The organism is Bradyrhizobium guangzhouense (genome assembly GCF_004114955.1).
GTDB lineage: Bacteria > Pseudomonadota > Alphaproteobacteria > Rhizobiales > Xanthobacteraceae > Bradyrhizobium > Bradyrhizobium guangzhouense.
This window is the reverse complement of record NZ_CP030053.1, coordinates 3,383,373-3,408,620: the sequence shown is the minus strand read 5'-3', so window position 1 is coordinate 3,408,620 and position 25,248 is coordinate 3,383,373. Positions and strand designations below refer to the sequence as shown.

Sequence of the window (25,248 nt, the reverse complement as noted above, 5' to 3'; positions counted from 1 at the left end):
ATCAGTGACGGGTTGCAGTGAAACCGGATTGGGAGCGAAAACACAAGACCGGCAATGAGGAAAAGCCGCTAACGCGTCGGAATTCCTGTCATTTTTCCGTCGACTTCAGGTTCGACTTGAACCGTGCCGGGCCTTACGGTGGCGTGACATCGAGGTCGTCCTCGAGGGTGATCTTCTCGAAATCGGTCACCAGCGCGTCGATCCGAACATGCCAACGGCCGACGAAGGGCAATTCGACCTTGCGCACGTGCCAATAGCCGTCGGGCCCGAGCTCGGCGTCGCGTTCCATCGGCTCGATCCCGCGCTCGGGCAGACTCAGCGTCAGCGTCGCCTCCTTGGCCTTCAGCGGCGTCGCCTCGCCGGTCATGAGCTGGAGCACGAAATCGTCCATGCCGGCCTTGCCCGGGGACACCAGCACCTGGAACATCGCCTTGTCGCTGTGGATGTGGATCGCCAGCGGCGTCTCCGGCACGATGGTCCGCGGCGGAGGCGTGAAGCGCCAGCCGGCGACAACGGCGAAGATGCCGAGCGCGGCCCCGCACTCCAGCAGGATCGAACGCTTGAGCGCGGACGCGGCCCCGCGATTCTTCGCCAGCGCCGGCGTCCATCGATAGCGATTGAGCGCAGCCAGCACCAACAAGGACAGGACCAGCGCCAGCTTGACCGAGAGAATGAGGCCGTAAGTGGTCTCGATCAAAGCCGACGGCCTTTCGAGTTGGACAATCGCAAGCGTAAGCCCAGTCAGCGCCAGCGCCACAACCACCGGAATGGCGATGCGCGAGAAGCGATTCAGCAGCGGCAGCATTGTCGGCGTCGGCTTCGAGACCAGCGCTGCCAGCGGCGCCAATGCGCCGATCCAGAAAGCGACAGCGAGGCCATGGATGAATATCGCTGGTCGCGTCAGCACCTCGGGCGACGCCGTTGCCGCGTGTCCGGTCATCGCGAGCGACAGGCCGACACCGCCGAGCGCGATCGCGGCAAACACGCGCGCGTACCAAGCCCGGCTCAGCGCCATCAGCGCGAGCAGCATCGCCATGGCAGCGACAAGCGAGGCGGGGCCGGCACTGGTCGCGAATGCGATGCGCCACGGCGCCGTCGTCACAACCGCTGCCAACGGCAGGCCAAGGAGATCGAGGCCCAGCACGCCAAGGGACACGATCGCGCTCGGGATGCCGATCAGGAGCGCCGCGCGCGGCACGCCCATGCCCATCATCGACCACGCCATCCACCGGCCAAAGAACACGCCGCCGACGCCGACGAACAGCCCGAGATAAAGACCGATCCGCGACAGCCAGATCAGCACGTCCAATCGGCCGTCGGCATCGGGCAGAGGCTGGGTGGCGGTCGGCGCACCGACGGAAAAGATCACCGATCCCGCCACCGGATGGCCGTCCTGGGAGATCACCCGGTAGCTCACGACCGCCGTGCCCTGCGGCAGGTCCGCCGGGATCGCAACGGAAATGCTCTCGCCTGATGTCGTGACGCGCGCATCGTCGCGCGCCCTACCCGCGCCGTCGATCAACCGGATCGCGCCCGGCGTTACCGCCTCACTGAAGCGAAATTCCACCGCCTTCGGCGCGCTCGCCAGGATACTGCCACTCGCCGGCTCGACCGAAATCAGCGCCGCATGCGCCGATGCGCCGGTCGTAGTGCCGACAAGGATGAGCAGCGTGACAAGCGCGGCAAGCAGACGCATTACGGCTTGGGCAGCAGTTTCACGCCAGGCGCCGGCGACTTGTCTTCATGCGAATGCGCTGCACCCTCCGCAGGGATTTCGATCCAGCGGCTGACGCCCTTCTCGCATTCCTGCACCACAGGGAAATACAGCATGGTGTTGGGCCTCAGGCTGTCGGTAAGAAAGCTGCTGACAACGAACTCGTCGTAATTGTGGTCCGGCAGGTTGCCGCCGGACCAGACAACTTCCTTCACGCCCGAGGTCAGCTTATTGCCGTGATAGTCGTATGCGCTGGCATATTGGCCCTCGACGACATCGACATTCCAGCCGGCTTTCGGCATCGGCTTCACCGCGATCACACCCTCGGGAATCTGCACGCGGATCTTGACGGTCGGCGAGCCGGAACAGCCGTGCGGCACGGCGAAGACAGCCTTGTAGGACCCGCCGACCGTGGCCTGCTTGCCTTCCAGATACACGTGTGCCGCCGCGGGCGATGCGGCGAGCGCAGCCATCAGGATAAGCCAGGGTGTCTTCGACATGCTCTATCTCCCGGAGGTTAGATCACCCGCGTCACATCTTCATTCCCGAATGATCGGGCATTTTCTTCATCATCATGCCGCCGCCACCGGGTGCCTGCGCACCGACGCCCTGCACATCGAGCGACACAGTGACCTTGCCGGCCTTCTCGAACTCGAGCGTGACAGGCACCTTGTCACCCTCCTTGAACGGCCCCTTCAACTGCTGGAGCATCAGATGGTTGCCGCCTGGCGCAAGCTTCACGGTCTTGCCGGCGTCGATGACGAGACCCTTGTCCAGCGGGCGCATCTTCATCACGCCATTGTCCATGGCCATTTCATGGATTTCGGCCTTGCCTGAGATCTCGGCGGACACGGCGATGAGTTTGTCGGGCGCCGTACCCTTGTTTTCGATGGTCAGAAAGCCTCCGGCGACTTTGGCGCCTCCGGGCGTCGCCCGGCTCCAGGCCTGCGAGATGACGAGGTCGCCGGCCTTGACTTCGTCGGCGCTGATGGGCGTCGACATCGCGACGGCCGAGAGAGCCGCGAGCGCGAAGAGACTTGAGAGCTTGTTCATGTTGATAGCCTTTCTTGTCGCCGTTGAGAGTGTACCATCCGTCAGAACGTATATTTGCCGGCGAGAACGAAAGTTCGTCCCGGAAACGGATGGAACAGGAAATACTGCGCGTCGAACAGATTATCGATGCCCAAATCGAACGCGAAATTCTGCGTTGCGTTGTAATGGATCTTCAAGTCCACAACGAGAAAATTATCGAAAGCGCCGTAGACGTGCGACACGCTGTCGGTGTTGTCCAATGTCGAATACTGCTTGCCACTATAGCGCGCCGCGACGGTATAGGCCCAGCTGTCGTTCGGCCTATAGGTAACGCCGAACTTGGCCCGCCAGTCGGGGACGAAAGGCACGCGCTTGCCTACGACGGTCGTGAGATTACCCGCCGCATCTCTGCCAGCCCAACCCGCATCGGCCAATATTCGCGAGTCGACGTAAGTAACGCTGCCGAATAGTTGCAATCCGGCGATCCAGACATTGTCCTTGTCGGCCGACAACTCGACGCCCTGCATCCGGATCGCATCCACATTGCTGATCGTCGTGGCGGTCAGCCCCGTCGACGTCACCTGATTTGTCTGCGAGATTATCGCGTTGTTCGTCCTCTCCTTAAAGAGCGTCAACCGAACACGTCCGTCGCTCCAGTGGCGTTCGACATTCAGTTCACCGGTGAAATCTTGCTCCGGCGTCAAGAAAGGATCGGGCAGCACGATGGTGGTCCCGACCGAAGCGTTTTGATAGAGTTCGGTGACGGTCGGGTATCGATATGCCTCGCCAAAATTGGCAGTAATGTTCCAATCCTTGTTCGCGTCGTACGATAGCGATGCCTTGGGTGAGAAATTGGTCGAATCGAGCCCGGGTTGAATCGTCGCCGTGGACGAGAGGACCGGCATCGGCGTTGCCGGGGTCCCGCCGGACAAGGCGACTGAATTGACATTGAAGCCATCGGACGCGCGCCAGGTTTCCAGTCGTCCGCCAAGCGTCAGCTTGAGATTTGGAACGACCTTCCAGGCGTCCTGCACCCACACCCCACCGGTTCGGGTTTCCCCGACGCCGGTCGAGAACAACTGACCGGTCCCGGTCGACGCGGTCGCATTCCAGACGGACGAGAGGTAAGCAGGATTCTCGAGCCGGTAGCGGTCGCCATGGATGCCGAAACTGATCTCGTGCGGGCCATCAACGCCGAGCGGCCGCCAGACGCCCTTTGCGTCGGCATTCTGCCAATTGGTGCCATCGTTGCGGGTGATCTTGCCGTTTTGCGAGTAGCCAATACCGGCCGTCGTGACGGTATACGGATTAAGGAGAACGTCTTGCAGATAGTTGTAGGTTGATGCGGACAGATCGAAATCGAACACGCCTTTGGTGTCGCTCTTCAGCGATACTGCATTACTTAGATGGGTCTGATCCCAGATATATTTGTTACTCGCAAAAGCGCCTTGAGCACCGAAGGTCGGCTGTGTGTTGAGAGTAGATATCAGATAGGTCTGCGGATCAGACGTCTGATGATTGTTCCAGATGCCCAACGCATACGTCGCTTGGACAAGCGGCGAGACGTCGTAGGCCAACCGAAGGTTGGCAGAGGTCTGCTGCGAGTGCGCCAGCGCACCGGTACCGATGACATTGGCAACGCCCCCGGTCTTGTTGAACGCAGCAATTGCCCCTGTGGTGTTCGCAGGGCCGACGCCGAAGACGGTCCCAAAGGTCGTGTAGGTCAGCGGCTGCTGATAGCTGTCAAGATAGTTGGCGCTGACAAGCCAGGACAGCTTGCCGTCGCGATTGCCCGCCGCAGTGCTGGTCTGGCTGGTCACGTACGTGTTCCTGGTGCCGTATTGGCTCCACGGCATCACAGAGACAGTTTCTTTGGCCACCGCGAACGGCTTGTCCGGCATCTTGGACGTGATCAGCAGAACGCCACCGATCGAATTACCGGGATAGGCGGCCGCGAACGGACCGTTGAGAAAATCGATCCGCCCGATCGCCTCAGGCGAGATCAGATTCCACTTCGGCGAGGCGCCGGAATTGTTGTTGCCGATCAGGGCCGAGATCAGCAGGTCGTCGTAATAAATCAGCGTTCGAGCACTTGAGTTCAGGCCCCAGCTTCGGGTCGCAAGCACGGCCTGATTGTCACCGTCGTTGCGCTTTCGCACGAACAGGCTCGGCATGTATTTGACCGCGTCCTCGGGGTCCTTGAGATTGATGGTCTCGTCGGCCTCCCTGGCCGTAATGCTGAAGGAACGTTGCGGCAGCTGATAGCGCGCCACCGCCGCTGGCTGATCGAGCGACGCCCGGGATGTGCCCGCGCCTTGCTCATTGGTTGTGGCGACCGAGGCCGGCCGCCCGACCGTTGGCTTGGCCGAGTCTCTCCGGAGACCAGCGGTTTGCACCGCGGGCTTGCGCGGCCTGGGTTTCGCCGTTGCGGGCGCGTCAACGGTCACCGCTGGCAGCTCTCTTGGCAGCTCTCTTGGACTACTCTGGGCATAGGCTCCGCTGGACGAAGCGAGCAGCGCTGCCTGAGCGGCAACGACGCTCATGCCGCAGCGGGCATGACGAGATAACATGATTGCTTTCCTGACGCCGGCTGTCGCTCCGGCCAATCGACAACATCAATCGCCGGCGGATCAACCGCGGCGAACACCAGGGGTCGTCAGGAAAAGTGCGGAGGTCCCCGAGCCTGGGCGCTTGAGCCCTTGTGAGCGGTGAGAACGGATGCATCCGCCTCATGCCACACCACGCGCTCGGCATGACGAAGGGGAACGGAGAAAGCCGCGTGCGGTGGCGAATCGAGGGAGGCGTTGGCCTGCGCGAGGCAACACAGCGCGCAAGCACCGGAATGCGCGATCGGCGAACCACCCTGGTCATTCGGGGTGCCCTGCTCGCTGACGCCATGGCAGATGATGCCGGGACCAAGCGGGTCGGCAACGGCTTGGCCGGCCGCCCAGCACGCGGCAATCGGCGCCAGCACCTGCATCACCAAGGCGAGCAGGACAACCGGTAAGAACTTTTGCAGCCGTGCGCGCATCCGCCGAACCATTCGTTCGCCTGCTAACTAAACACCGCATCTGGCCAGAGTCGAGATCGCATCGCCAGCCTTGTTGGGGCCGCGCAAGTTTCTCGAAAAATGTCTTCGAACGGCTCCCTCCTTTCGGGCCGTGTCTGGCATTTAAGGCAGCTGCATCACCCGCCATATCCACAGAATTCTTATATTTGTCATATACTTACCACGTCAACAGCCCGATCGTTTCGTCAACTGCTCGAATTTTGAACAATCGTTGCTGAAAATGATGACAAGTGAGAAAAGTTGATCTAGCATCCCCCTCGCTCAGGCTGGCCGTGAGGTTGAAGTCTGGTGGTCCAAGTCTCGGGAGGAGCCCCTGGCGCGCAAAACGCAGCGTCGCCCCGTCAATCAAGATCAAATCTTAGAATCGGGGATAATAGGGTCGACACAATTTTTGAGCGGGGCTAGGGCCCCGCTCTTTTTTTATCTGCGCGGCTGATGTGACGATGGATGCCTCCCCCAATCCGATCGAACGGAGCTTTGAGCTCGCAGCCTTGCGTCGCACGGACCTGGCTCCCCTCGTCTACCGACGGCTTTTCGATGAGCATCCTGAGACGCGGACAATGTTCCGCACACAGGGGAGCGAGTTCGTGATGGGATCGATGCTCGCGTTGACGATCGAGGCGATCCTCGATTTCGCAGGCGAGCGCAGTGGCCATTTCAGGCTGATCGCCTGCGAAGCCGCCTCGCATGCCGCCTATGGCACGCCGCGCGAGCTGTTCATCGCCTTCTTCGGCGTGATCCGGGATACGTTGCGCGAGCTGCTCGACGATGCATGGTCGCCGAACATTGCTCAAGCGTGGGACACCTTCCTCGTGGAGATCCAGGACTTCGCAGGCAGCGCAGCGTAACGCTTTGCGCTGCACCAACGCAGCCGTGACAATCTCACCATTGATTGCGCATTGAGTGGCATCATTTCTTGTGAGACACTTTCCGGATCGGTAGCGCAACCAATGACGCGCCGACGACAAAGTATATGGGAGCGAGCGATGTCCGGGACGAAAGATTTCTCGACGACGAGGCGCGATCTTCTTCAGGCGGCTGCGACCGCCGGCGCCGCGACTGCCATCCTCGGCAGCATGGGCATAAACCCAGCATTGGCAGCCGAAATGGGACGAAGCGAGAAGCCGCTGAAGGCGGCGTTCTCCAACGCGGGCCTCCAGGCGACCTGGTGCGCGCAGGGCAAGCAGGCCGCGGAATTCTGGGGCAAACTGTTCAATGTCGAAGTCACCTGGTTCGACGGTCAGCTCGATGCCGTGAAGCAACGCGCCGCGATCGACAACATGGCCTCGCAGAAATGGGATTTCGTCGCGATCCAGGCGTTCGGCATCGGCACGCTGACCCAGCCCGTGCAGAAGATGATCGACGCCGGCACGCCCGTCATCGACATGGATACACTGATTGCGCCGCTCGACCAGATCAACGTTCACTCCTTCCTCGCCCCCGACAACGAGTTCATGGGCGCCTCGGTGACGCAGGCGCTGTGCAATGCGATGGGCGGCAAGGGCAAGATCATCATGACGCAAGGAGCGCTCGGCCACACCGGCGCACAGGGTCGTGCCAAAGGCTTCAACTCGGTCGTGAAGCAATTCCCCGGGATCGAGGTGCTCGACACCCAGCCGGCCGATTGGGACGTCTCCAAGACCGCGCGGCTCTGGGAAACCTATCTGACCAAGTACCCGCAGATCGACGCGGCCTTCTTCCACAATGACGACATGGCGCTGGCGGCCGCCAACATCATGAAGGCGCACAACCGCACCAACATCCTGATCGGAGGTGTCGACGCGATGCCGCCGGCGATCCAGGCGGTGAGCGAGGGCCGGATGTTCGCAACCGTCCGCAATCCGTCCTGCCGCATCCACGGCGGCGCGATCGTCGCGGGTGTTGCGGCGGTTGCTGGCGGTGAGAAGAGCGGCCAGGGCATCCCCAAGAACGTCGTCACCGACGGCCCTGTTGTGACCAAGGCCAATGCCGCCGGCATGCAGTGGATGGAAGATCACTTCCTGATCTGAAATCCTCCAAGACCTGAGCTTGCATGTCTGAGGGACGTCCCATCCTGGAACTGCAGGGCATCACGAAGAGCTTCGGCGGCGTCGAAGCGCTTCGTGGTGTCGACTTCGCGCTTCTCCCCGGCGAGATCCACGGTCTCGTCGGCGAGAACGGCGCAGGAAAAAGCACGCTGATGAAGATCATCGCCGGCGTGCACACCGAATTTTCCGGCCGCTTCCTGATCGACGGCCAGGAGACCCATTTCCGCTCGGCGCGCGACGCGCACGCCGCCGGCATCGCCATGGTGCATCAGGAGCTCTCGGTCGCGCCCGATCTCACGGTCGCGGAGAACGTCTTCCTCGGCAACCAGCCGACCAACCGCCTTGGCCTCGTGCAATGGCGGCGGATGGCGCGCGAGGCCGGCGAGCAGCTCGCCCGCTTCGGCATCGATGTCGATCCGATGTCGAGGCTCGGCGACCTGCCGATCGGGTTGCAGCAGCTGATCGAGATCGCCCGCGTGCTGTTTTCGGGCGCCCGCATCGTCATCCTGGACGAGCCGACCTCCGCTCTCTCGCCGCCCGAGGTCGAGCGGCTGTTTACGACGCTGCGGCGGCTGCGTGAGGAAGGCACCGCCATCGTCTTCATCTCGCATTTCATCGAGGACATTCTTCGCGTCTCCGACACGGTCACCGTCTTCCGCAACGGGCGGAAGGTCGCGGAGACGGCAAGCACCGCCACCACCAAGGGCGCGCTGATCGAGGCCATGATCGGTCGCGGCGGCGAAGCGCTCGAGCACAGCTACACCGACGATCTGATGCTGCCGAGACCGAGCGACAGCTCCGTCGTGCTGAAGGTCGACCAGCTGTCGCTGGCGCGCAGCCTCAAGGACGTCTCCTTCGAGGCCCGCGCCGGCGAGGTGCTCGGCATCTACGGCTTCATGGGCTGCGGCCAGCAGGAGCTGTCGCGCATCCTGTTCGGCAAGCTGAAGCCCGATGCCGGCACGCTTGTAGTCGAGGGCCGGCCGAAGACCTTCGCCAGCACGGCGGCGGCACGGCGCGCGGGCGTGGCGCTGGTGCCGGAGAGCCGGCGCGCCATGCTGTTTCACCAGGAGCCGGTCTACAAGAACATCTCGATCAGCATCCTCGATCGCATCTCGTCGCTATTGCTCAAGCCGGCACAGGAGCGCGTCATCGCCCAGCGCCAGGTCGAGCAACTGCAGATCAGGCCGCCGGTGGTCGGGCTCGATCTCGGCATGCTCTCCGGCGGCAACCAGCAGAAGGTCGCGCTGGCAAAATGGCTGACCTATCCGCCCAAGCTCCTGGTGCTGTGCGAGCCGACGCGCGGCATGGATGTCGGCGCCAAGAACGACGTCATCAACATCGTCCGCGACCTTCGCGCCAGGGGGCTCGCGATCATCGTACTGTCGACCGAGCCGGAAACGGTGTTGTCGCTGGCGGACCGCATCCTGGTGCTCAAGCGCGGCGCCCTGGTGCGGGAATTCAAGAACGAGCCGGTCAGCAAGGACCGCCTGCTGGAAGCGGCGTGACGGAGAAGCACCATGGCGAGCAGTGAGACGGCACCAGCAGCAAGCCCGCGCCCGCGGGGCGTTGCGACCTTCCTGCGCTCGCAGATGCGCAACATCGCGCCGTTCCTGACGCTGATCTTCCTGTCCGCCTTCTTCGCCTTCGCCAGCCCCTCCTTCGCGACCATCGACAACCTCGGCAATATCCTGACGCAGGTGTCGGTCACGGGCATCATCGCCGTCGGCCTTACCTTCGTGATTCTCTGCGCCGAGATCGACCTCTCCATCGCCAGCATCGCCAACGTCACCGGCATCGCCGTCGCCTACTTCACGCTGCAGGAGTCCTACGTCAACATCGCCAACATCCCGCTGCCCGGCGCGATCGCGATCATCCTGTCGCTTCTGCTCTGCGCGGCTCTCGGCCTCGTCAATGCGCTGGGGCTGACGGTGATCGGCATCCCCTCCTTCATCATGACGCTCGCCATGATGCAGATCGCGGCCGGCATCTCGGCCCTGCTGGTACGCGGGCAGATCGCCTACAAGGTCCCGAACCTCATCAGCACGCTCGGCTCCGGCTCGATCGGCGGCGTCCCCTGGATCGTCATCGTCGCCGCCATCATGCTGCTCGCCGGGCACCTGGTGCTGACCTACACGCGCTTCGGCCGCTACGTCTACATGGTCGGCGGCAACCGCGAGGCGGCCGAATATTCCGGCCTCAACGTCAAGCTCATCCTGGGTGCCGTGATGATCATCTCCGCGGTCTGCTCCGGCATCGGCGGCATGCTCGGCGTTGCCCATTTCGGCAGCGCGCAGCAGAACGAGTTCGACACCTATCTGCTGGACTCCATCGCCGCCGTCGTCGTCGGCGGCACCAGCCTGTTCGGTGGCCGCGGCGGCATCGGCAACACCATCGTGGGACTGTTCGTGCTCGGCGTGCTCAACAACGGCCTCGACCACGTCAACATCGACAGCTTTCTGAAGATCCTGATCCGCGGCCTGATCCTGCTGGCGGCGCTGGTGATCAACGTCTATGCGCAGCGGCTGAGAGAAAAAACGGCGGAGTGATCGCCCCTCGAAACAAAACCGCGAAAACAACCCCATGCACAGTACAAATCATTGGGGAATTCCGGCACGAGCGAAAATGCGCTATTTCCGCAATTTCGTTTGACGCGTCGGGCAAAACAGGGGTAGGATGTCATCATGGCATCCCCGCTGATGGCGCGCCGGGATCGAGCCTCCTCCAAGTCGGTCAAACTCCTGGAATGGGCCGGCCCGGATTTGAGGCTGTTGCTCGGCTCACGCCGTGGTGCCCGAAGATCCGGCTGCCCTGCCCTGGCGAACGGGTGCCGCGACTTGACCGGGTCGAGCCTGAACGTCTTGCATGGGAAGGACAATCCTGACGCCTGCCCGGCAGAGGGCAGCCTTCAGCCCCTCGAGGTCGAACGGCTTTGTCAGCAGCTGCACGCCCTTTGCCACCGAGAAGCGGCTTCTGACATCCTCGTCCGCGTAGCCGGTCGCCAACACGACGGGAAGGTCGGGATACAAGGCGCGCAATTCCGTGACCAGCTCGTCTCCGGGCCTGTCCGGAAGCCCGAGATCAACGACGGCTCCGACCAGATCGTCGATTCCTGAATGCGCCTTGGTCGCGGCTTCCCCGAAGCTCGCCGCCGCATCCACCGAGAATCCGGCCTCCGCAAGCATGTCCGTGACGAGCAAGTTCAAGAGAAACTCGTCTTCGACCAGAAGGACACGGCCCGGCCCTGAACGCCCGCTGTCGAGCAATCCGCGAATCCGGTTGCCAAGTGCAGCGAAAGAAAACGGCTTGCTGAGCAGCTCGATTTGCGGATCGAGCCGCCCTTCGCGGATCAAGACGTCGCCGGCGTAGGCCGTTGTGATCAAGACCTTCAATTCCGGATGCAGAGCCCGCGCGCGATCCGCCAGCATCTTGCCGTTGATGCTGCCGGGAAGGCCGAGATCCGTGAACAGGAGATCGAACGTCTCCTGTCTCTGCAGAAAGCGGAGCGCCGCATCTGCGTCAGCGGCCTCGACGACGGTGTAGCCGAGCTCCCGCAGATTACCCACGGTGATGGCGCGGACATCCTCGTCGTCTTCAACGGCGAGGATCGTTTCGCCGCCGCGCGCCCGCGGGATCGTGAGTTCGGATCTGGGCTCGGCCGGCGCAGACATCTGATCCGAACTTGTCGCCTTGGGCAGATAGATATCGATCCTGGTCCCGGCATTGGGTTCACTGCGAAGCCTGAGATGACCCCCGCTCTGTTTGGCAAAGCCGTAAACCTGGCTCAACCCGAGACCGGTCCCTCGCCCATCGCCCTTGGTCGTAAAGAACGGCTCCAAGACCCGGTTCAGGACGTCAGCCGTCATGCCTTCTCCGCTATCCGAGACCGAGATCCTGACGTGAGGCCCTGCCTTGCCGCCGTCCTCTTCAGCGTCATCACATGCAAAATCGACGTTCTCCGTCGTGATCACGAGCTCGCCGCCATCAGGCATCGCATCGCGCGCATTGACCGCCAGATTGAGGATCGCCGCCTCGAGTTCCGTCGGGTCGACCTCCACGGCCCAAAGCCCGCTCGGAATATCCGCGCGCACGGCAATCCTCTCGTCGAACGTACGCTGGAGCAAATCCGACATGCTGGCGAGCAGGTCGGACAGATCGACGAGACGAAATTCGAGGGGTTTACGCCTGGCAAAAGCGAGCAGCTTGCTGGTCAGGAGCACGGCCTGTTGCGCGCCGCGCGTGGCATTGTCGAGCAAGGAGCCCAGTTCGCTGCGTTCCCGGTCGATACGGCGCGTTGCGCTCTCCAGATTGCCCAAGACCACGGCCAGCAGATTGTTGAAGTCGTGCGCGATGCCTGCGGTCAGGCGCCCGATCGCCTCCATCTTGGCCGCGTGCCGCGTGCGATCTTCCATGGCCCGACGCTCGGAAACATCGCGCACGCTGGCAAGACGGGCGGGACGACCGTCCCAGATGGTTTCCACCGTGCGGATCTCCGCATCCACCAATCCGCCTCCCGGCTGGTGGATTGCAATCTCGCTCATCTCGTCGACAACGATCGGAAGCCCGATCGGAGAGCCGATGAGATCGCTGGACCGCTGGCCGAACAGGCGTTCCGCCGCCGGATTGGCGAACAGCACGAGCCCGGCCTCATCCACGACGATGATTCCGTCCGCATTCTTTTCGATCAGGAACTGAAAGTCCGACTGCTCGACCTTCGAGCCGCTCTCGTTGTCCGTCATGCGAATTCCAGCTGCCGCTCGTTCGGATCTCATTCTCGGAATACGTTCGGGGCTTCCTTGAACGGCTCGCCCAAATGCATACCCGAACCATCGATGGAAAATCGCCGGATCTCCTTGGCATGCTCGCTGCCGCGCATCTTCAGCACCATCAAGCCGCGATGCATGATCTCCTGCTCCTGGATGTAGCGCAGCAGGATAATGGAGTCGGTCATCGTGGAGATATGCTGCTCGCTCGCGCTCTCGCCACCGAGCAGCGACTTGCTCGTGGCGGTGCATAGGCCTGCGATCTCTCTTTTCTTGATGAATGAAGTCAGGCTGATCAGGAACTCGCGGAAACCGGTCTCCGGAGCGATACGCTCCAGCGCCGAGAGGCTGTCCACCGCAATGCGGTTGGGCTTGAATTCATCGACCATTCCCTGGATGGTCAGCAGATGATCGGGCAATCCCTGCGCTTCAGGGTAAAGGCTGACGACCTTCAGCCGGCCTTCGGCCTCCATGCGGGCGAAATCCGCCCCCCAGCCGCTGGCGTTGCGGAAGAGCTGGCCGCGGCTCTCCTCGTAACCGAACATCAGAACCTTCTCGCCGGCCTCGACGCCGCCGGAGACGAAATTGGTCGTGAGGAGCGTCTTGCCCGTACCCGTCGCTCCGCTCACGAGCGTGACACTGTCCCGGAAGAACCCTCCTCCGCACATTTCATCGATATCGGAATTGCCGCTCGTCACGCGGACGTTGCTCGAATGTTGCTCCAATCGAAGGGACGATAGCGGGATTGCCACCATGCCGCGGCCGCCGAGCAGCGTGAACGGCGCCTCGCCTTCGACGTGATGGCTGCCGCGCATCTTCAGAACCTCGATCGTGCGACGGCGCTTTTCGCGGTAGAGGACGTTTCGCAAAATCACGACGTTGTCCGCCACGAACTCCTCGAGACGATGGCGCGTGATCTCACCGTACTCGCTATTCCGCTCTGCCGTCATCAATACGGTCAGCCCGGACTTCTTGAGCGCAGTGCTGATATGAAACAGTTCTCGACGCAGGATCTTCGGATCGCCGATGAAATGATCGAACAATTGCGTCAGCGAATCCAGCACGACCCGCTGGGCATTGACGCTTTTGGCCGCATGTTGAATTCGCGACAGCAACCCCGCAAGGTCGAAGTCTCCGATGACAAGCTCGTCGTTTGGCGGTGGGCTGGCGTCGACGAACGCAAGGCGACCGCCCTTCCTCCATTTTGCCAGGTCCCAACCGAAGCCACTCATGTTGGCCTCGATGTCGGCGGGTGGCTCTTCGAACGTGACCAGCACGCCATTCTCGTCGAAATGCGTAATGCCATGGGCCAAGAACTGAGTAGCGAACACCGTCTTTCCGCTGCCGGGCGTGCCGCCGACCACCGTCGAACGCGCCCGCGGCAAACCACCCATGACGAGGTCATCGAAGGCTTCGACTCCGGTCTTGACCCGCTCCAGGACGCCGGAGATCTCTACTTCCTCAGCCGTCATGCCTCGTCCTTTTCGTTGATCCCGAGAAATTCAAGAACCCGCGCAGTGTCGCTGAGATCTCCGACGATGCGCCGGGTGCGAGCCCCATCTTCGTAGGAGAGCGTCGGTGTAGCGATAATTCGGGCGCTTTCGGCGAGCTCCGGGCGCTCGAGCACGTCAACGGTCTCGACATCCCATCCCCGGGAGCCGAGCGAGACGCGTAGACGTTCAAGATTTTGCTGAGCCCGGCGAGAGCTGGCCGAATTTCCAGCGACATAGAGTCGGAGCAAGCGAGCGGCCACGGAGACATTGCCTCATCTTTTGACCGCCCGCCCAATGGCGATGCGCCCCGCGGCGCTGCAGTATTCGACTACGAATGCTCCCAGCGAATCCAACGAGCCGGAACAAGGAACAACAAGCAATTCCCCGGCGCAAGAGAGCTAGAACTACTAGGCGACTAGTACGTCCCTCATCGCGCCGGCGTCCGCTTATCGTTGGGCTGCCGTTCTCGCCGCGTGCTGCGCAGGATCTCTGCTGTAATGCCGCGCTCCCTGGCCCACAAGATTGCGGCGCCGCGCCGATGCACACCGATCTTTCGGTAAAGCGACGAAATATGATTGCGTACGGTGTTCTGCGACAAGTTGAGCCTGTCGCTCATCTCGATATCGCTCCTGCCCTCGCAGATCAGCCCCAGGATCTCCTTCTCGCGCGCCGTGATACCGTCCAGATCCTCCTCCGTCGTATGAGACGGCGCGATCGTCAGCGTCTTGATCCGATCGATGATGCTGCGAGCAAAAGACGTCGTATCTGCCAGCACCGCTTCGATCGCAGAGTCGCGCTCGGCGGGCTCGCGCTCCTGAACCACGCAAACCGGAGTTGGCACACCTCTGATGTTCACGGTTTCGGCAGACACGAAACAGTCCACGGCGCGCGCATCTTCGTTGCGAAGCGGCAAATCGAGCTGCTTCACTTCACCGTCGAGACTTTGCTTGGCGGTGCTGTCCATTCCGACCACCTGGCCGTCGACATCAACGAATATGATTCCACCGCGCGCGGCAGAAACGGCCTGCTCCAATTGTCCGCTTTCACGCGCATCGTCGCTCACCACCTGGTCCATCGCTGGCCCCCTGTGTTTGCCTGAATTGTCGGTTCTGATCGGGTCGCCTTGTCAACGTGGAACAGGGCGATCTGGTTCCGCGTGACCAAGTTATTGGTACTTAAGGACTATCCGCGGAACCGCCGGTTTTGACCCTGATCAATTCGGGCCGCGCTCACGTGCAGATGTACTGTCCCATCATGCCGGCCTCTGCATGTTAGAGGATGTGGCAATGGTGCGTGAAGGGATGCTCGCGGGTCGCCGGCTTGGTGAACTTGCCTTCCACCAAGACGACGCCCAGCCTCGCCGATATCATTCATCGAAGCTCAATAAACTTGGACCGGAATCGGAACGATCGCTCGTGAGCAACCTCAATCCGTCAACCGACATCTCCGTCAATCCGCGATCCCTCGCCGGCTCGCCGCTGGAGGTGCTGCGCATCTTCATCAAACTGGGTCTGACCTGCTTCGGCGGCCCGATCGCCCATATCGGCTACTTCCGCGACGAGTTCGTGGTGCGGCGAAAATGGATCGACGAGCATGCCTATGCCGATCTGGTCGGGCTGTGTCAGTTCCTGCCCGGTCCCGCCAGCAGCCAGGTCGGCTTCTCGATCGGCCTGATGCGCGCGGGCTATCCCGGCGCGCTTGCCGCCTGGACCGGCTTCACCTTGCCGTCTGCCGCGATCCTGGTTCTGTTCGCCTATGGCGCCGGCGCGCTGGGCGGACCGGTCGGCGCCGGCCTGCTGCATGGACTGAAGCTCACTGCGGTCGCCATCGTGGCGCAGGCCGTCTGGGGCATGGCGCGCAACCTCTGCCCGGACCGCGAGCGCGCGTCGATCGCAGTGGTGGCAGCGCTCATCATCCTCTTCAGTACGGCCTCGCTCGCCCAGATCGGCGCGATCGTCCTCGGCGGGCTCGCCGGCCTTTGGCTGTGCCGCAGCGAAGCGCCCGCGTCGTCCGGGCACGTGGACATGCCGGTGTCACGGTCCGTGGGGCTGACTGCTGCCGGGGTGTTCTTTGTCCTGCTGGCAGGTCTTCCCGTTCTGCGCGGCCTGACCGGCTCCACGGGCGTCGCCCTGTTCGACGCCTTCTATCGCTCCGGCGCGCTCGTGTTCGGCGGCGGCCATGTCGTGCTCCCGCTCCTGCGTGAAGCTTTCGTCGCCCCGGGCTGGTTGACCGACGATGCCTTTCTCGCCGGCTACGGCGCCGCTCAGGCGGTGCCGGGTCCGCTCTTCACCTTCGCGGCTTACCTTGGCACGGTGGTCTCTCCGGAACCGCACGGGGTGGCTGGCGCCGCGCTCGGCCTCGTCGGCATCTTCCTGCCGGGAATCCTGGTCCTGCTGAGCGCGCTCCCGTTCTGGGATTCGTTCCGGAAGCGCGCCGGCGCTCAGGCCATGATGCGCGGGGTCAACGCCGCGGTGGTCGGCGTGCTCGGTGCAGCGCTCTACAATCCGGTCTGGACAACCACCGTGCATTCGCCGCGCGATTTCGGCATCGCCCTAGTCGGGTTCGTCCTGCTGGTCGCCTGGCGCGCCCCTCCGCTGGCCGTCGTCGCTTTCAGCGCGGCCGCCGGAACTGCGATGGCCCTGATCTGAGGTCAGATCCCGCGCGCATATCGACAGCGGACGTTCCGGCACCCTGCTGTAGCCGGGCACGCCCAACGCCGTTATTCCTGCTTGATCCCGCAGCGACCCCACGCCAGATTGCGCTGGGTTCGAGGATTGAATGCAGCAAATCGAAGAGTGGCTCGAGCAACTGGGCATGTCTGCTTATGCCCGGCGGTTCCTGGAAAATCATATCGATATCTCCGTCCTGCCGGATCTCAACGACCAGGACCTCCGCGAGCTTGGAATCGTCCTCGGCGACCGCAAAAAGATTTTGCGTGCCATTCGCGAGATGCAGGGTTCCGAGACCATCGCATCCCTCGCCATTTCGGCCGGGGCGGCGCCCGACGTCGCCGAACGGCGCCAGTTGACGGTGATGTTCTGCGATCTCGTCGGTTCGACAGCCTTGTCGACGCAGCTCGATCCGGAGGACCTCCGCAAGATCATCGGCGCATACCACAAAGCCTGCGCAGCGGTCGTCGAACAAAACGGCGGCTTCGTCGCAAAATATATGGGCGACGGCGTGCTGGTGTATTTCGGCTATCCGCGAGCGCACGAGCACGATGCAGAGCACGCCGTGCAGGCGGCACTCGCCCTTGTTGCCGCAGTCAGAAAACTCGATACGGCAGCCCCTGCCCCACTGGAAGTGCGCGTCGGGATCGCAACCGGGCTCGTCGTTGTCGGAGACATCGTCGGCTCCGGAGAGGCGCAGGAACGCGGCGTCGTCGGCGAAACGCCGAACTTGGCGGCCCGCCTTCAGGCGGTTGCAAGGCCCGGAATGGTCGTGATCGCGGACGCGACGCGACGGTTGCTGGGCGATCTGTTTCTGATGACGGGTCTGGGAGCCCAACACCTCAAGGGTCTCTCAGGACCGGTTGAGGCTTGGGCAGTCCAAGGCTCCAATGCCATCGATGGCCGTTTCGACGCCCTGCATGGTCGCGGATTAGGGGCCATCGTCGGACGCGAGCGCGAGTGCGCGGTGCTGGCGCAGAGTTGGTCAACGGCTCGAACGAGCGATGGACAAGTGGTCCTCATTGCCGGCGAGGCGGGCATCGGCAAATCGCGCCTGGTGGCTGCCATTCTGGAGCAGGTCGCTGCGGATGCTCCTACGCAGCTCCGCTACTATTGCTCTCCGCAGCATACCCATTCGGCGCTTTATCCGATCATCAAGCAGATCGAGCGGCGCGCGAACTTTACCCGCGAAGATGACCAAAAGGCACGCCTCGACAAACTTGACACGGCGCTCGGTCGCTCATCGACGCCTGTCCCACACAGGGCCGCGATTGCCGACCTGCTCCAACTCGGCAATGACGGCCGCTATCCCGCCGGCGGCATGACGCCGGCGCAACGCCGCCAACGAATGCTCGAGGCGATCTTGCTCGATATCCAGAGCCAGGCGCGCGACAATCCCGTTCTCATACTTTTCGAGGACCTGCATTGGATCGACCCGACCAGTCTCGAACTGCTTGATCAACTCATCGAGGCGATTGCCGCCCTTCCCGTTCTGCTGGTTGCGACGTTCCGGACCGAGTTTGTACCAGCCTGGGGCGCTCGCCCTCATATCAGAGCAATGACGATCGCCCGGTTTGACGTGCGCGAGACCGAAGCTCTCCTCGATGAAGTGATCGGAGAGCACCGCCTTCCGGCTCACATCCGCAAGGAGATCATCGATCGCGCCGATGGAATACCTCTGTTTGTCCAGGAGATGACCAAGGCCGTGCTGGAGGCCAGCACCGATACGCGGCTCGTCGGGACGATCCCTGCGGCGACAAGCTCGGTGCCGGCCACCCTTCACGCATCCCTGATGGCGCGGTTGGACCGGCTCGGTTCTGCCAAGGAGGTTGCCCAAATCGCGGCCGCGATTGGTCGCGAATTCAGCCATGCGCTGCTCGCTGCCATCGTGCCGGTGCGGGAGCCCGAACTGAACCTCGCACTCGACCGTCTCGTCGGTGCGGGATTGCTGTTTCGTCAAGGCGAGCCAGAGAATGCGCACTATGTCTTCAATCACGCGCTGGTCCAGGAGGCGGCCTACGGCACGCTGCTGCGTGAGAAGCGTCGCGCCCTTCACGCGGCGCTCGCCGAAACCATTGAAATCGATTTCGTCGACATAGCCGAAGGCCAGCCGGAAGTGCTGGCCCGGCATTACAGCGAAGCCGGCCTGCTTGCAAAGGCGGCCAAGCTTTGGAGCAAGGCCGGGCGGCGCTCGCTATCGCGATCGGCGCTGGTCGAAGCGGCCGAACAGCTTGCGCGCGCACTCAACCTGATCGCCGGCTCTCCCGAGACGCCGTTGCTCCGGCGTGAGCGAATCACGCTGCAGATTGAGCTCGCCAACGCCCTCATCCACACAAAAGGCCATGCTGCGCCCGAGACAAGGGCGGCATTCGACCAGGCGCGCGCGTTCATCGATGATGCGGAGAAACTCGGGGATACGACGGACGATCCTCTTCTGCTCTTTTCGGTGCTCTACGGCTTCTGGGTGGCAAGCCGCATGTCGTTCCAGGCCGACGTGACGCGGGAGCTCGCCGCCCAATTCCAGGCCCTCGCCGCGCAGCGGCAGGCGGGCGCACCTGTCATGATCGGGCACCTCCTGATGGGGATTTCTCTTGTGCTCGCGGGCGACCTGGCTGCCGGCTCCGCCGAACTCGACGGCGCAGTGAGGCTGTATCGTCACGCCGAGCACCGCTCTCTGGCCATGCGGTTTGGCCATGACGTTCTTGTCTCCGCATTGGCTTGGCGCGCCTTTTCACGGTGGTCGCTGGGTCATGCCGACGCTGCGACGGTCGATGTGGAACGTGCGATTGGCGAGGCACGCGAATTCGGTCACGCTGCCACGCTGATGTATGCGCTCGCGCATGTGTCGCTGACGTTGATTTACATGGGCAAGCTCGACTCCGCAGCCGAGCTCGCTCGCGAGCTCATGCAGCTCGCCGACGACAAGGGATCACGCTTCTGGAACGCTTATGGGAAGCTGTTGAGCGGCCGCGTGCTCGCGCTGGAGGGACGGGATGACGCAGCCGCCGACATGATCGGGGCCGGGATTTCGGCCATGCGATCCACCGGCGCGACCGCCTATGCGCCGTGGTATCTCAGCAGTTTGGGGGCGACTTACGCCCGGATTGGACGGCTTGAGGAGGCGCAGCGGTGTAGCGAAGAGGCATTGCTACGGATCCGCGAGACCGGCGAGCGGTGGCAGGAAGCCGAAGCATATTGCATTGCAGGGGACGTGGCGCTGGCGCTCGATCCACTCGATGTCCAGCAGGCGCGCGCTCATTTCGAGCGATCACTTGCGGTTGCGAAGCAGCAGAAAGCGAGATCATTCGAGTTGGCGGCAGCCGAAAGCCTGGCTGCGGTTTCGCCTCTGCGGACGCGCGCTCCGTCTTCGTATCCGTCATCGCGGCAGCCCGGCGAAGCCGATGTCGCCGGAGATCCGGCTGCTAAGGACGGTTGATCGTTCAGAACGTGACGCTCAGACCGCCAGACAGCTGGTTGCTGCGCGCGTGCTCACGCGCCTCGCCGTGCCAGCGGACGAAGCCGGTCAGCCGGTTGGTGAGCGAGGCGTAGACGCCGACGTCGGCGAAGCCGCCCGCCCCGCCTGCCGGCGCGGTCTGCCCCAGGGTGGGCGCGGTGAACACCAGTGCGTCCAATGCCGTCACCGGCGCGGTCTGATAGAGGAAGCCGGCGGCGACGCTGGCCGTGAGCTTGACGCCGCGATCGGTGGTGATCGTGCGGGTTACCGTCGGACCCAGCGTGAAGCGCAGGCGATCGGTCCATTGCCTTGGTACGTCGAGGGCAAAGCCCTGTGGCGAGGTCATGACGGCGCCGTCGAACAGCAGGTGCGTGAACGACAGCGCGGCAATCGGCGACACGTCGAAATCGCGCACATGGAAGGTGTAGGCGATCGAGCCGCCGGCCAGCAGGCTGGTGGCACCGCCAGTCTGGTTGACGATGCCCGATCCCGTCTGGAAATCGTGATGCAGCGCGATCGTCGAGACCGCAAGGCCGCCATAGGCCGCCGCCTGGAGCGGTCCGGCGGTGCGCCTGCCATAGGCTGCCACGATGTAATGATCGCCCGAGCCGGAATCGGTGCCGCTGGCGTCGGTGTGGGCAAACGAGGCGGCGATGCCGAACAATTGTCCTGGCTTCACCTCGCCCTCGAGGCCGGCGATGAAGCCCGTGATATTCGCGGAGCCGCCGGTGATCCCGGCGGAACTGTCGGTGATGCTGTTCTGATAATAGACCGAGCTCCACCAATGGTTGGGCTCGATGGCGCTGCGCGCGTCCTCACCGCGCGCGTCCTGGAGGACCGAGCTGGTCGGGCCGCTGCCCGGACTCGCGATGCTGTTATAGGCCGAATAGAAGTTTCGCCCCTCACCGCTCACCGAGAGCGAGAGATTGTTGAATCCCGCGCCTATCGGGCCGCCGATCAGATGATCCTGCAGCGCGGTGGCAAATACATCGAGCGTGTCGAACGCGTTTGCAACGCCACGGGCTTCGCTTTGCGCGGAGAGGCCCGTGAGCAGAGATCCGAGCTGCGAAGGCGGCAGCAGGTACAGTGCGTTGATCGCGTTCTGGAGGGCGCTGTCCGAGGAGACGGTGCCCGCCTGCGGCCGCAGCGCGTCGAGCGCTGCAGCCACGCTCTGCTGGTTGACATTCCACACCGATCCGGCAGGAGGGGTGCTGAAGGACGACGGGGTCGTGACGAGGTCGACATAGGTCGATCCGTAGATCGTGTCCATCCGCAGCGAGGACGGCAGCCCGGCTGCGCTCAGATCGACGGCGGCAAATGTGCCAGCCACGCTCCCCGCCGTCGCGATCAGGAATTGCTGGCCGAGCGCGGGCGTAAAACTGTTGGTGGCACCGCCACCGATGCCGCGGAAGAAGGGTGAGAGCGTGCCGCCGAGGGTCAATGCTGCACCGCTGACCGCAATCTGCGAATAGGTGCCGGGTCCGCCACCGGTCCCGGTGCCGTCGATCGCAATGCGCAGCGCGGCTGTCGAGGTCAACGTCAGCGGCGCGGTGAAGGTGAGCACCCCCGGTCCCGTTTCCCCCGGCGACAATGTACCGGCGACGGTCGTCGGGGCCGCGATCTGACCGGTCCCAATCAGCGTGGCTCCGGCGGCGATCTGGAGCGATGCGCCGCTGATGGCGCCGTCGACCTGGAGCGTGCCGGCATTGACCGCGACGCCCTGAAAAACGCCCATGTCTTCCAGCGCGAGCGTGCCGGACCCGAACTTGGTCACCGGCCCTTGCGCGGCCCAGAGCCCCGACGCCGTCAGCGTGTTGGCTCCGACATCGACCGTGCCGCCGTCGGTGCCGAATGTCACGACGCGCGCCGTCGAGAATGAAGCTGTCGCCTTGAGCGTGCCGGCGTCGATGCCGATCTGGCCCGCGGGGTCGCCGAGCGCACGGTCGAAGCCGACGGCGAGCGTACCGCCAAGGATGAAGGTGCCGCCGAGATAGCTGTTGCTGCCGGTCAGCGCCAGCGTTCCCGGACCGATCTTGTTCAACGCCCCCGCGCCGGAGATCGCGCCCGACCAGGTCGTATCGGCCTCGGCATCGAACGTGCCGTCGGCATTCAGCGCGACCGACCGCGCCGAGGTGAGCGGCGCGTTGAACTGGAGCATGCCGCCGTTGAAGGTCACGCCGCCCTGTGCTGCGCCGAGATTGGCGTCAGTGGTGATGGCGACGACGCCGGCGTCGATGATCGTGCCGCCCGAATAGCTCGGCGCGCCCGACAATGTCAGCGTGCCCGTGCCGAACTTTTCCAGCGCGCGGCTTCCGGTCAAGCGCGAGGCTTCGGGCGCGGAATCATTGTTGGCCTTGCCGAACCAGAGCTCGGTGGCGTCAGAAAAATAGCTCGTGACGTCATAAAGGATGAAGACGCCACGGCCGTAGGTCGCGGCCACCATGGTGTCGATGCCGGCGTAATAATTGAGGTCGTACACCACCGCATTCGGCAGGCTCGGCCCGAGATTCATCCAGTTGGCATTGACCGCGAACGGCGTCTCCGACGCGACGACCGAGCCCACCGCGCCATCGGTGGTGACGCCGCCGACCACGAGCGCCCGGATGTTGTTGATGCGGGTGCCGTCGTCATTGGCAACATAGGCAAGGCCCGCCGGATTCCTGAAATTGGCCGGCATCGTCAGCGTGGTGAAGCTCGCGCCGGTATCGTTGGTCGCCCAGACACTGCTTGCGTCGGTTGCGAAAAACCTGTGTTCGCTGGCCGGATCGAACAGCACGTTGATCGGGTTGTAGCCGCCATATGACAGCAGCGCGTTGTTGGCGTAGCTGACGTTGACGGTGCCCGCATTGACCTGTTGCTGCGTGCGCAGATACAGCACCCCAAATCCGTTGTGCGTTCCACCGGCCAGGATCGCATCCGTCGCGTTATGCGTGCCGTAGGCAATCTTCTCGGTCCAGGGGTTGGCGTCGAACAAATCGGCCCCCGAAGCGGCGTTGCCGATGGTGCCGTTGCCGGTGATGTCAGTGACGTCGATGCTACCCGACAGCGCGGTGCCAGGATCGGTCCACGTATAGAGCCGCCGTCCCCGGAACAGCAGCTTGGAGGGGTCCTCCTTGTTGACCGCAGTCACGATGGCGAAGGAGCCGCCCTCGTAATTGGTATAGTTTTTACCCGGGGTACCGGCCACATTGATGTCGAGCATTGTGGGCTGATTGGACCCGGACAGGTTCTGGTTGGCGAAGACGCGCGCGAGCCGGCTGTCGTCGGCGGTCGCGTACATGATCGAGATGCCGTTCGCCGTCTTGTAGTTGACCGCGACGCTGAAGCCGTCGCCGCCAATCACATTCTGCCCGGGCGCGTTGACGTTGGGCGCCGAGAGCGTCGCATTCGGTGCCGAGAACCCCGCGCCGTTGTCCTGCGCCGCATATCCGATGCGCCCAGTCAGCGGATCCATGACTGCACGATAGGCTTCGATCGCGCGGATGGGGTTGCCGCCGGCCGCCGACCCGCCGAACGCGCTCCAGCTGGCTGCGGCGCTCGACGGATTGGTCAGCACGTAAACGCCGCCATCGTCGGTGGTGAGCAAATTGCCCTGTGAATTGATCACGAGCGAACGCGTGTCGGAATGCGGCGAGCCGCCTACCGTCGGGAACACGATCGGGGTGTACGAGGCGACCTGGGAGGTCGGATCGTAGTTGACCCGAACCATCGTCGCGAGTTCGTTGATGACGGTCGACAACCCGGAGATGTTTGGATCGACCACGCCGCTGCCCGCGACATAGGCGACGCCGGGATGCACGGGATCGGCGACCAGCGCGAAATGCAGGTCGCCTTGCTGCATGTCCTCGAGCGAGCATCCGGTCCTGCAGCCGCCGCTCGGCGTCTTGTACTTGGGCTCGCCGAGATTATACCAGGTCGGCACGCTGCCCGGCGTGAAGCTCGGCGTGTAGAACAGGCCGACCTGCTCCTTGCTGCCGACGGTCTGGACCACCGCAACGAAGACGGAGCCACCTGCTCCGACAGCGACCTTCATGTTGAGGTTCTGGTTGGTGCCTGTGAATGTGAGGTGATCCGGATTGGGCGAGTTGGTCGACAGGATCGGCGTGCCCTGGGCCAACAGCACGCCCCAGGTCGCGCCCTGGTCGGTGCTGTACATGACCTGATCGGCAGGCTTATAGGCCTGGCCGTCCTGGGCCGCGATCAGCACGATCTGGTTTCCAATGGTCGTGCTGATGAGGCTGGTGACCTCGCTATTGAAGCCCGTTACTTGCGAAAAGTTGCGGCCGCCATCGGTCGAGCGGAACAGCCCGCCCGAGGCGAAGTTTCCAAACTCGTCGCGCGACTCCTGGCCGCCGACCCCCAACAGGATGATCTGGCCCATCGCGATGATGTTCTTGATCGCCGGCGGAACGGCATCGACCGTCGCATTGCCGCTGCTGTCCAGAGACTTGCCCTGAATGCTCGGTGTTGACCAGGTCTGCCAGGTCGCGCCGCCGTCGGTCGATTTCAGCAGTGTGGTGGTCGGCGCAAAGTTGACGCCGCCGGCGCTGTAATAGCCGGAGCCGGCATACATCGTCTTGCCGGTGGGATCGCTGGCATCGATCGTGATCGCGCCGATGGAGAGCGTCGATTGATGGTCGGTCGTGGCCGTCCAGCTGGCGCCGCCGGTGGTGGTCTTCCAGATGCCGCCAGAGACGGTCGCGACCCAATAGGTGCTGGGATCGGTCGGGCTCTGGAGCACGACATTGCTGGCGCCGAACACGGGATCGCCTTGCGACGGCATGCCGTAGACAAGCGTATTGCTGTTCAGGATGCCGCCGGGGGTCTGCGCGGTGTTGGTCGAGGTGAAGGGGCCGGCCTCGAGCCATTGGGCGGCGGCGGGCGAAGGCGAGAGGGCAAACGCCAGGGCCGCAAGCACGCAGGCTCGCAGCCTCGTCGCCGTGGACCTGACGCCTCCACGCTTACGCACCACACACCCCTCGCCCACCCGTCCGTCACGCGAGACAAGCTAGACGCTGTTCTCAACGGT

General features: G+C 63.3%; 16 protein-coding genes. 6 read left to right on the top strand and 10 right to left on the bottom strand.

What is annotated here, in order from left to right:
- Nucleotides 1–133: 133 nt before the first annotated feature.
- The 5 genes from XH91_RS16510 to XH91_RS16490 all read right to left on the bottom strand — a co-directional run bounded on the left by XH91_RS16510 (nt 134) and on the right by XH91_RS16490 (nt 5,777).
- Nucleotides 134–1,696, bottom strand: a complete 1,563-nt coding sequence (locus XH91_RS16510) for a copper resistance CopC/CopD family protein (RefSeq protein WP_128951548.1) — start codon at nt 1,694–1,696, stop codon at nt 134–136.
- Nucleotides 1,696–2,214 (bottom strand): YcnI family copper-binding membrane protein, encoded by a 519-nt coding sequence (locus XH91_RS16505; protein WP_128951547.1) that lies wholly within the window; start codon nt 2,212–2,214, stop codon nt 1,696–1,698. Before XH91_RS16505 ends, XH91_RS16510 begins: the two co-directional genes overlap by 1 nt.
- 31 nt (nt 2,215–2,245) lie before the next feature.
- Nucleotides 2,246–2,767 carry a copper chaperone PCu(A)C gene (locus XH91_RS16500; protein WP_128951546.1) on the bottom strand — a complete coding sequence of 174 codons (522 nt, stop codon included), beginning with the start codon at nt 2,765–2,767 and terminating at the stop codon, nt 2,246–2,248.
- Nucleotides 2,768–2,808: 41 nt separating this feature from the next.
- Complete coding sequence (locus tag XH91_RS16495; protein ID WP_128951545.1) at nt 2,809–5,316, bottom strand: TonB-dependent receptor; 2,508 nt, start codon at nt 5,314–5,316, stop codon at nt 2,809–2,811.
- An 86-nt stretch (nt 5,317–5,402) separates the two neighbouring features.
- Complete coding sequence (locus XH91_RS16490) at nt 5,403–5,777, bottom strand: DUF2946 family protein (protein WP_206736865.1); 375 nt, start codon at nt 5,775–5,777, stop codon at nt 5,403–5,405.
- A gap of 482 nt (nt 5,778–6,259) precedes the next feature.
- Here XH91_RS16490 and XH91_RS16485 point away from each other — a divergent pair, with 482 nt between their 5' ends.
- The 4 genes from XH91_RS16485 (at nt 6,260) to XH91_RS16470 (ending at nt 10,389) form a co-directional block, all read left to right on the top strand.
- Nucleotides 6,260–6,664: a globin gene (locus XH91_RS16485; protein WP_128951543.1), complete on the top strand. Its 405-nt coding sequence runs from the start codon at nt 6,260–6,262 to the stop codon at nt 6,662–6,664.
- Between the two features lie 138 nt (nt 6,665–6,802).
- On the top strand, nt 6,803–7,825 hold the full coding sequence (locus tag XH91_RS16480; protein ID WP_164934096.1) for a sugar ABC transporter substrate-binding protein: 1,023 nt from the start codon (nt 6,803–6,805) through the stop codon (nt 7,823–7,825).
- Nucleotides 7,826–7,848: 23 nt separating this feature from the next.
- A complete protein-coding gene (locus XH91_RS16475; protein WP_128951541.1) occupies nt 7,849–9,348 on the top strand; it encodes a sugar ABC transporter ATP-binding protein in 1,500 nt (499 codons plus the stop codon).
- A gap of 12 nt (nt 9,349–9,360) precedes the next feature.
- The gene (locus XH91_RS16470; protein WP_128951540.1) at nt 9,361–10,389 is read left to right on the top strand and encodes an ABC transporter permease; all 1,029 of its coding nucleotides are present in this window, start codon (nt 9,361–9,363) and stop codon (nt 10,387–10,389) included.
- Nucleotides 10,390–10,620: 231 nt separating this feature from the next.
- Here XH91_RS16470 and XH91_RS16465 read toward each other — a convergent pair whose 3' ends face one another.
- The 4 genes from XH91_RS16465 to XH91_RS16450 all read right to left on the bottom strand — a co-directional run bounded on the left by XH91_RS16465 (nt 10,621) and on the right by XH91_RS16450 (nt 15,171).
- Nucleotides 10,621–12,579 carry a response regulator gene (locus XH91_RS16465; RefSeq protein WP_164938296.1) on the bottom strand — a complete coding sequence of 653 codons (1,959 nt, stop codon included), beginning with the start codon at nt 12,577–12,579 and terminating at the stop codon, nt 10,621–10,623.
- 29 nt (nt 12,580–12,608) lie between these two features.
- The gene (kaiC, locus tag XH91_RS16460) at nt 12,609–14,075 is read right to left on the bottom strand and encodes a circadian clock protein KaiC (protein ID WP_128951538.1); all 1,467 of its coding nucleotides are present in this window, start codon (nt 14,073–14,075) and stop codon (nt 12,609–12,611) included.
- Complete coding sequence (locus tag XH91_RS16455) at nt 14,072–14,356, bottom strand: circadian clock KaiB family protein (protein WP_128951537.1); 285 nt, start codon at nt 14,354–14,356, stop codon at nt 14,072–14,074. Before XH91_RS16455 ends, kaiC begins: the two co-directional genes overlap by 4 nt.
- A gap of 167 nt (nt 14,357–14,523) precedes the next feature.
- Nucleotides 14,524–15,171 (bottom strand): helix-turn-helix transcriptional regulator, encoded by a 648-nt coding sequence (locus XH91_RS16450; RefSeq protein WP_128951536.1) that lies wholly within the window; start codon nt 15,169–15,171, stop codon nt 14,524–14,526.
- 340 nt (nt 15,172–15,511) lie between these two features.
- Between XH91_RS16450 and chrA the strand changes: the two genes are divergently transcribed.
- Nucleotides 15,512–16,744, top strand: coding sequence for a chromate efflux transporter (gene chrA, locus XH91_RS16445; protein WP_245477339.1), 1,233 nt, complete (start codon nt 15,512–15,514; stop codon nt 16,742–16,744).
- Between the two features lie 130 nt (nt 16,745–16,874).
- Nucleotides 16,875–20,201: an adenylate/guanylate cyclase domain-containing protein gene (locus XH91_RS16440; protein WP_128951535.1), complete on the top strand. Its 3,327-nt coding sequence runs from the start codon at nt 16,875–16,877 to the stop codon at nt 20,199–20,201.
- 4 nt (nt 20,202–20,205) lie between these two features.
- Here the strand turns inward: XH91_RS16440 and XH91_RS16435 are convergent, their stop codons facing one another.
- The gene (locus XH91_RS16435; protein WP_128951534.1) at nt 20,206–25,188 is read right to left on the bottom strand and encodes an autotransporter domain-containing protein; all 4,983 of its coding nucleotides are present in this window, start codon (nt 25,186–25,188) and stop codon (nt 20,206–20,208) included.
- Nucleotides 25,189–25,248 lie beyond the last annotated feature (60 nt).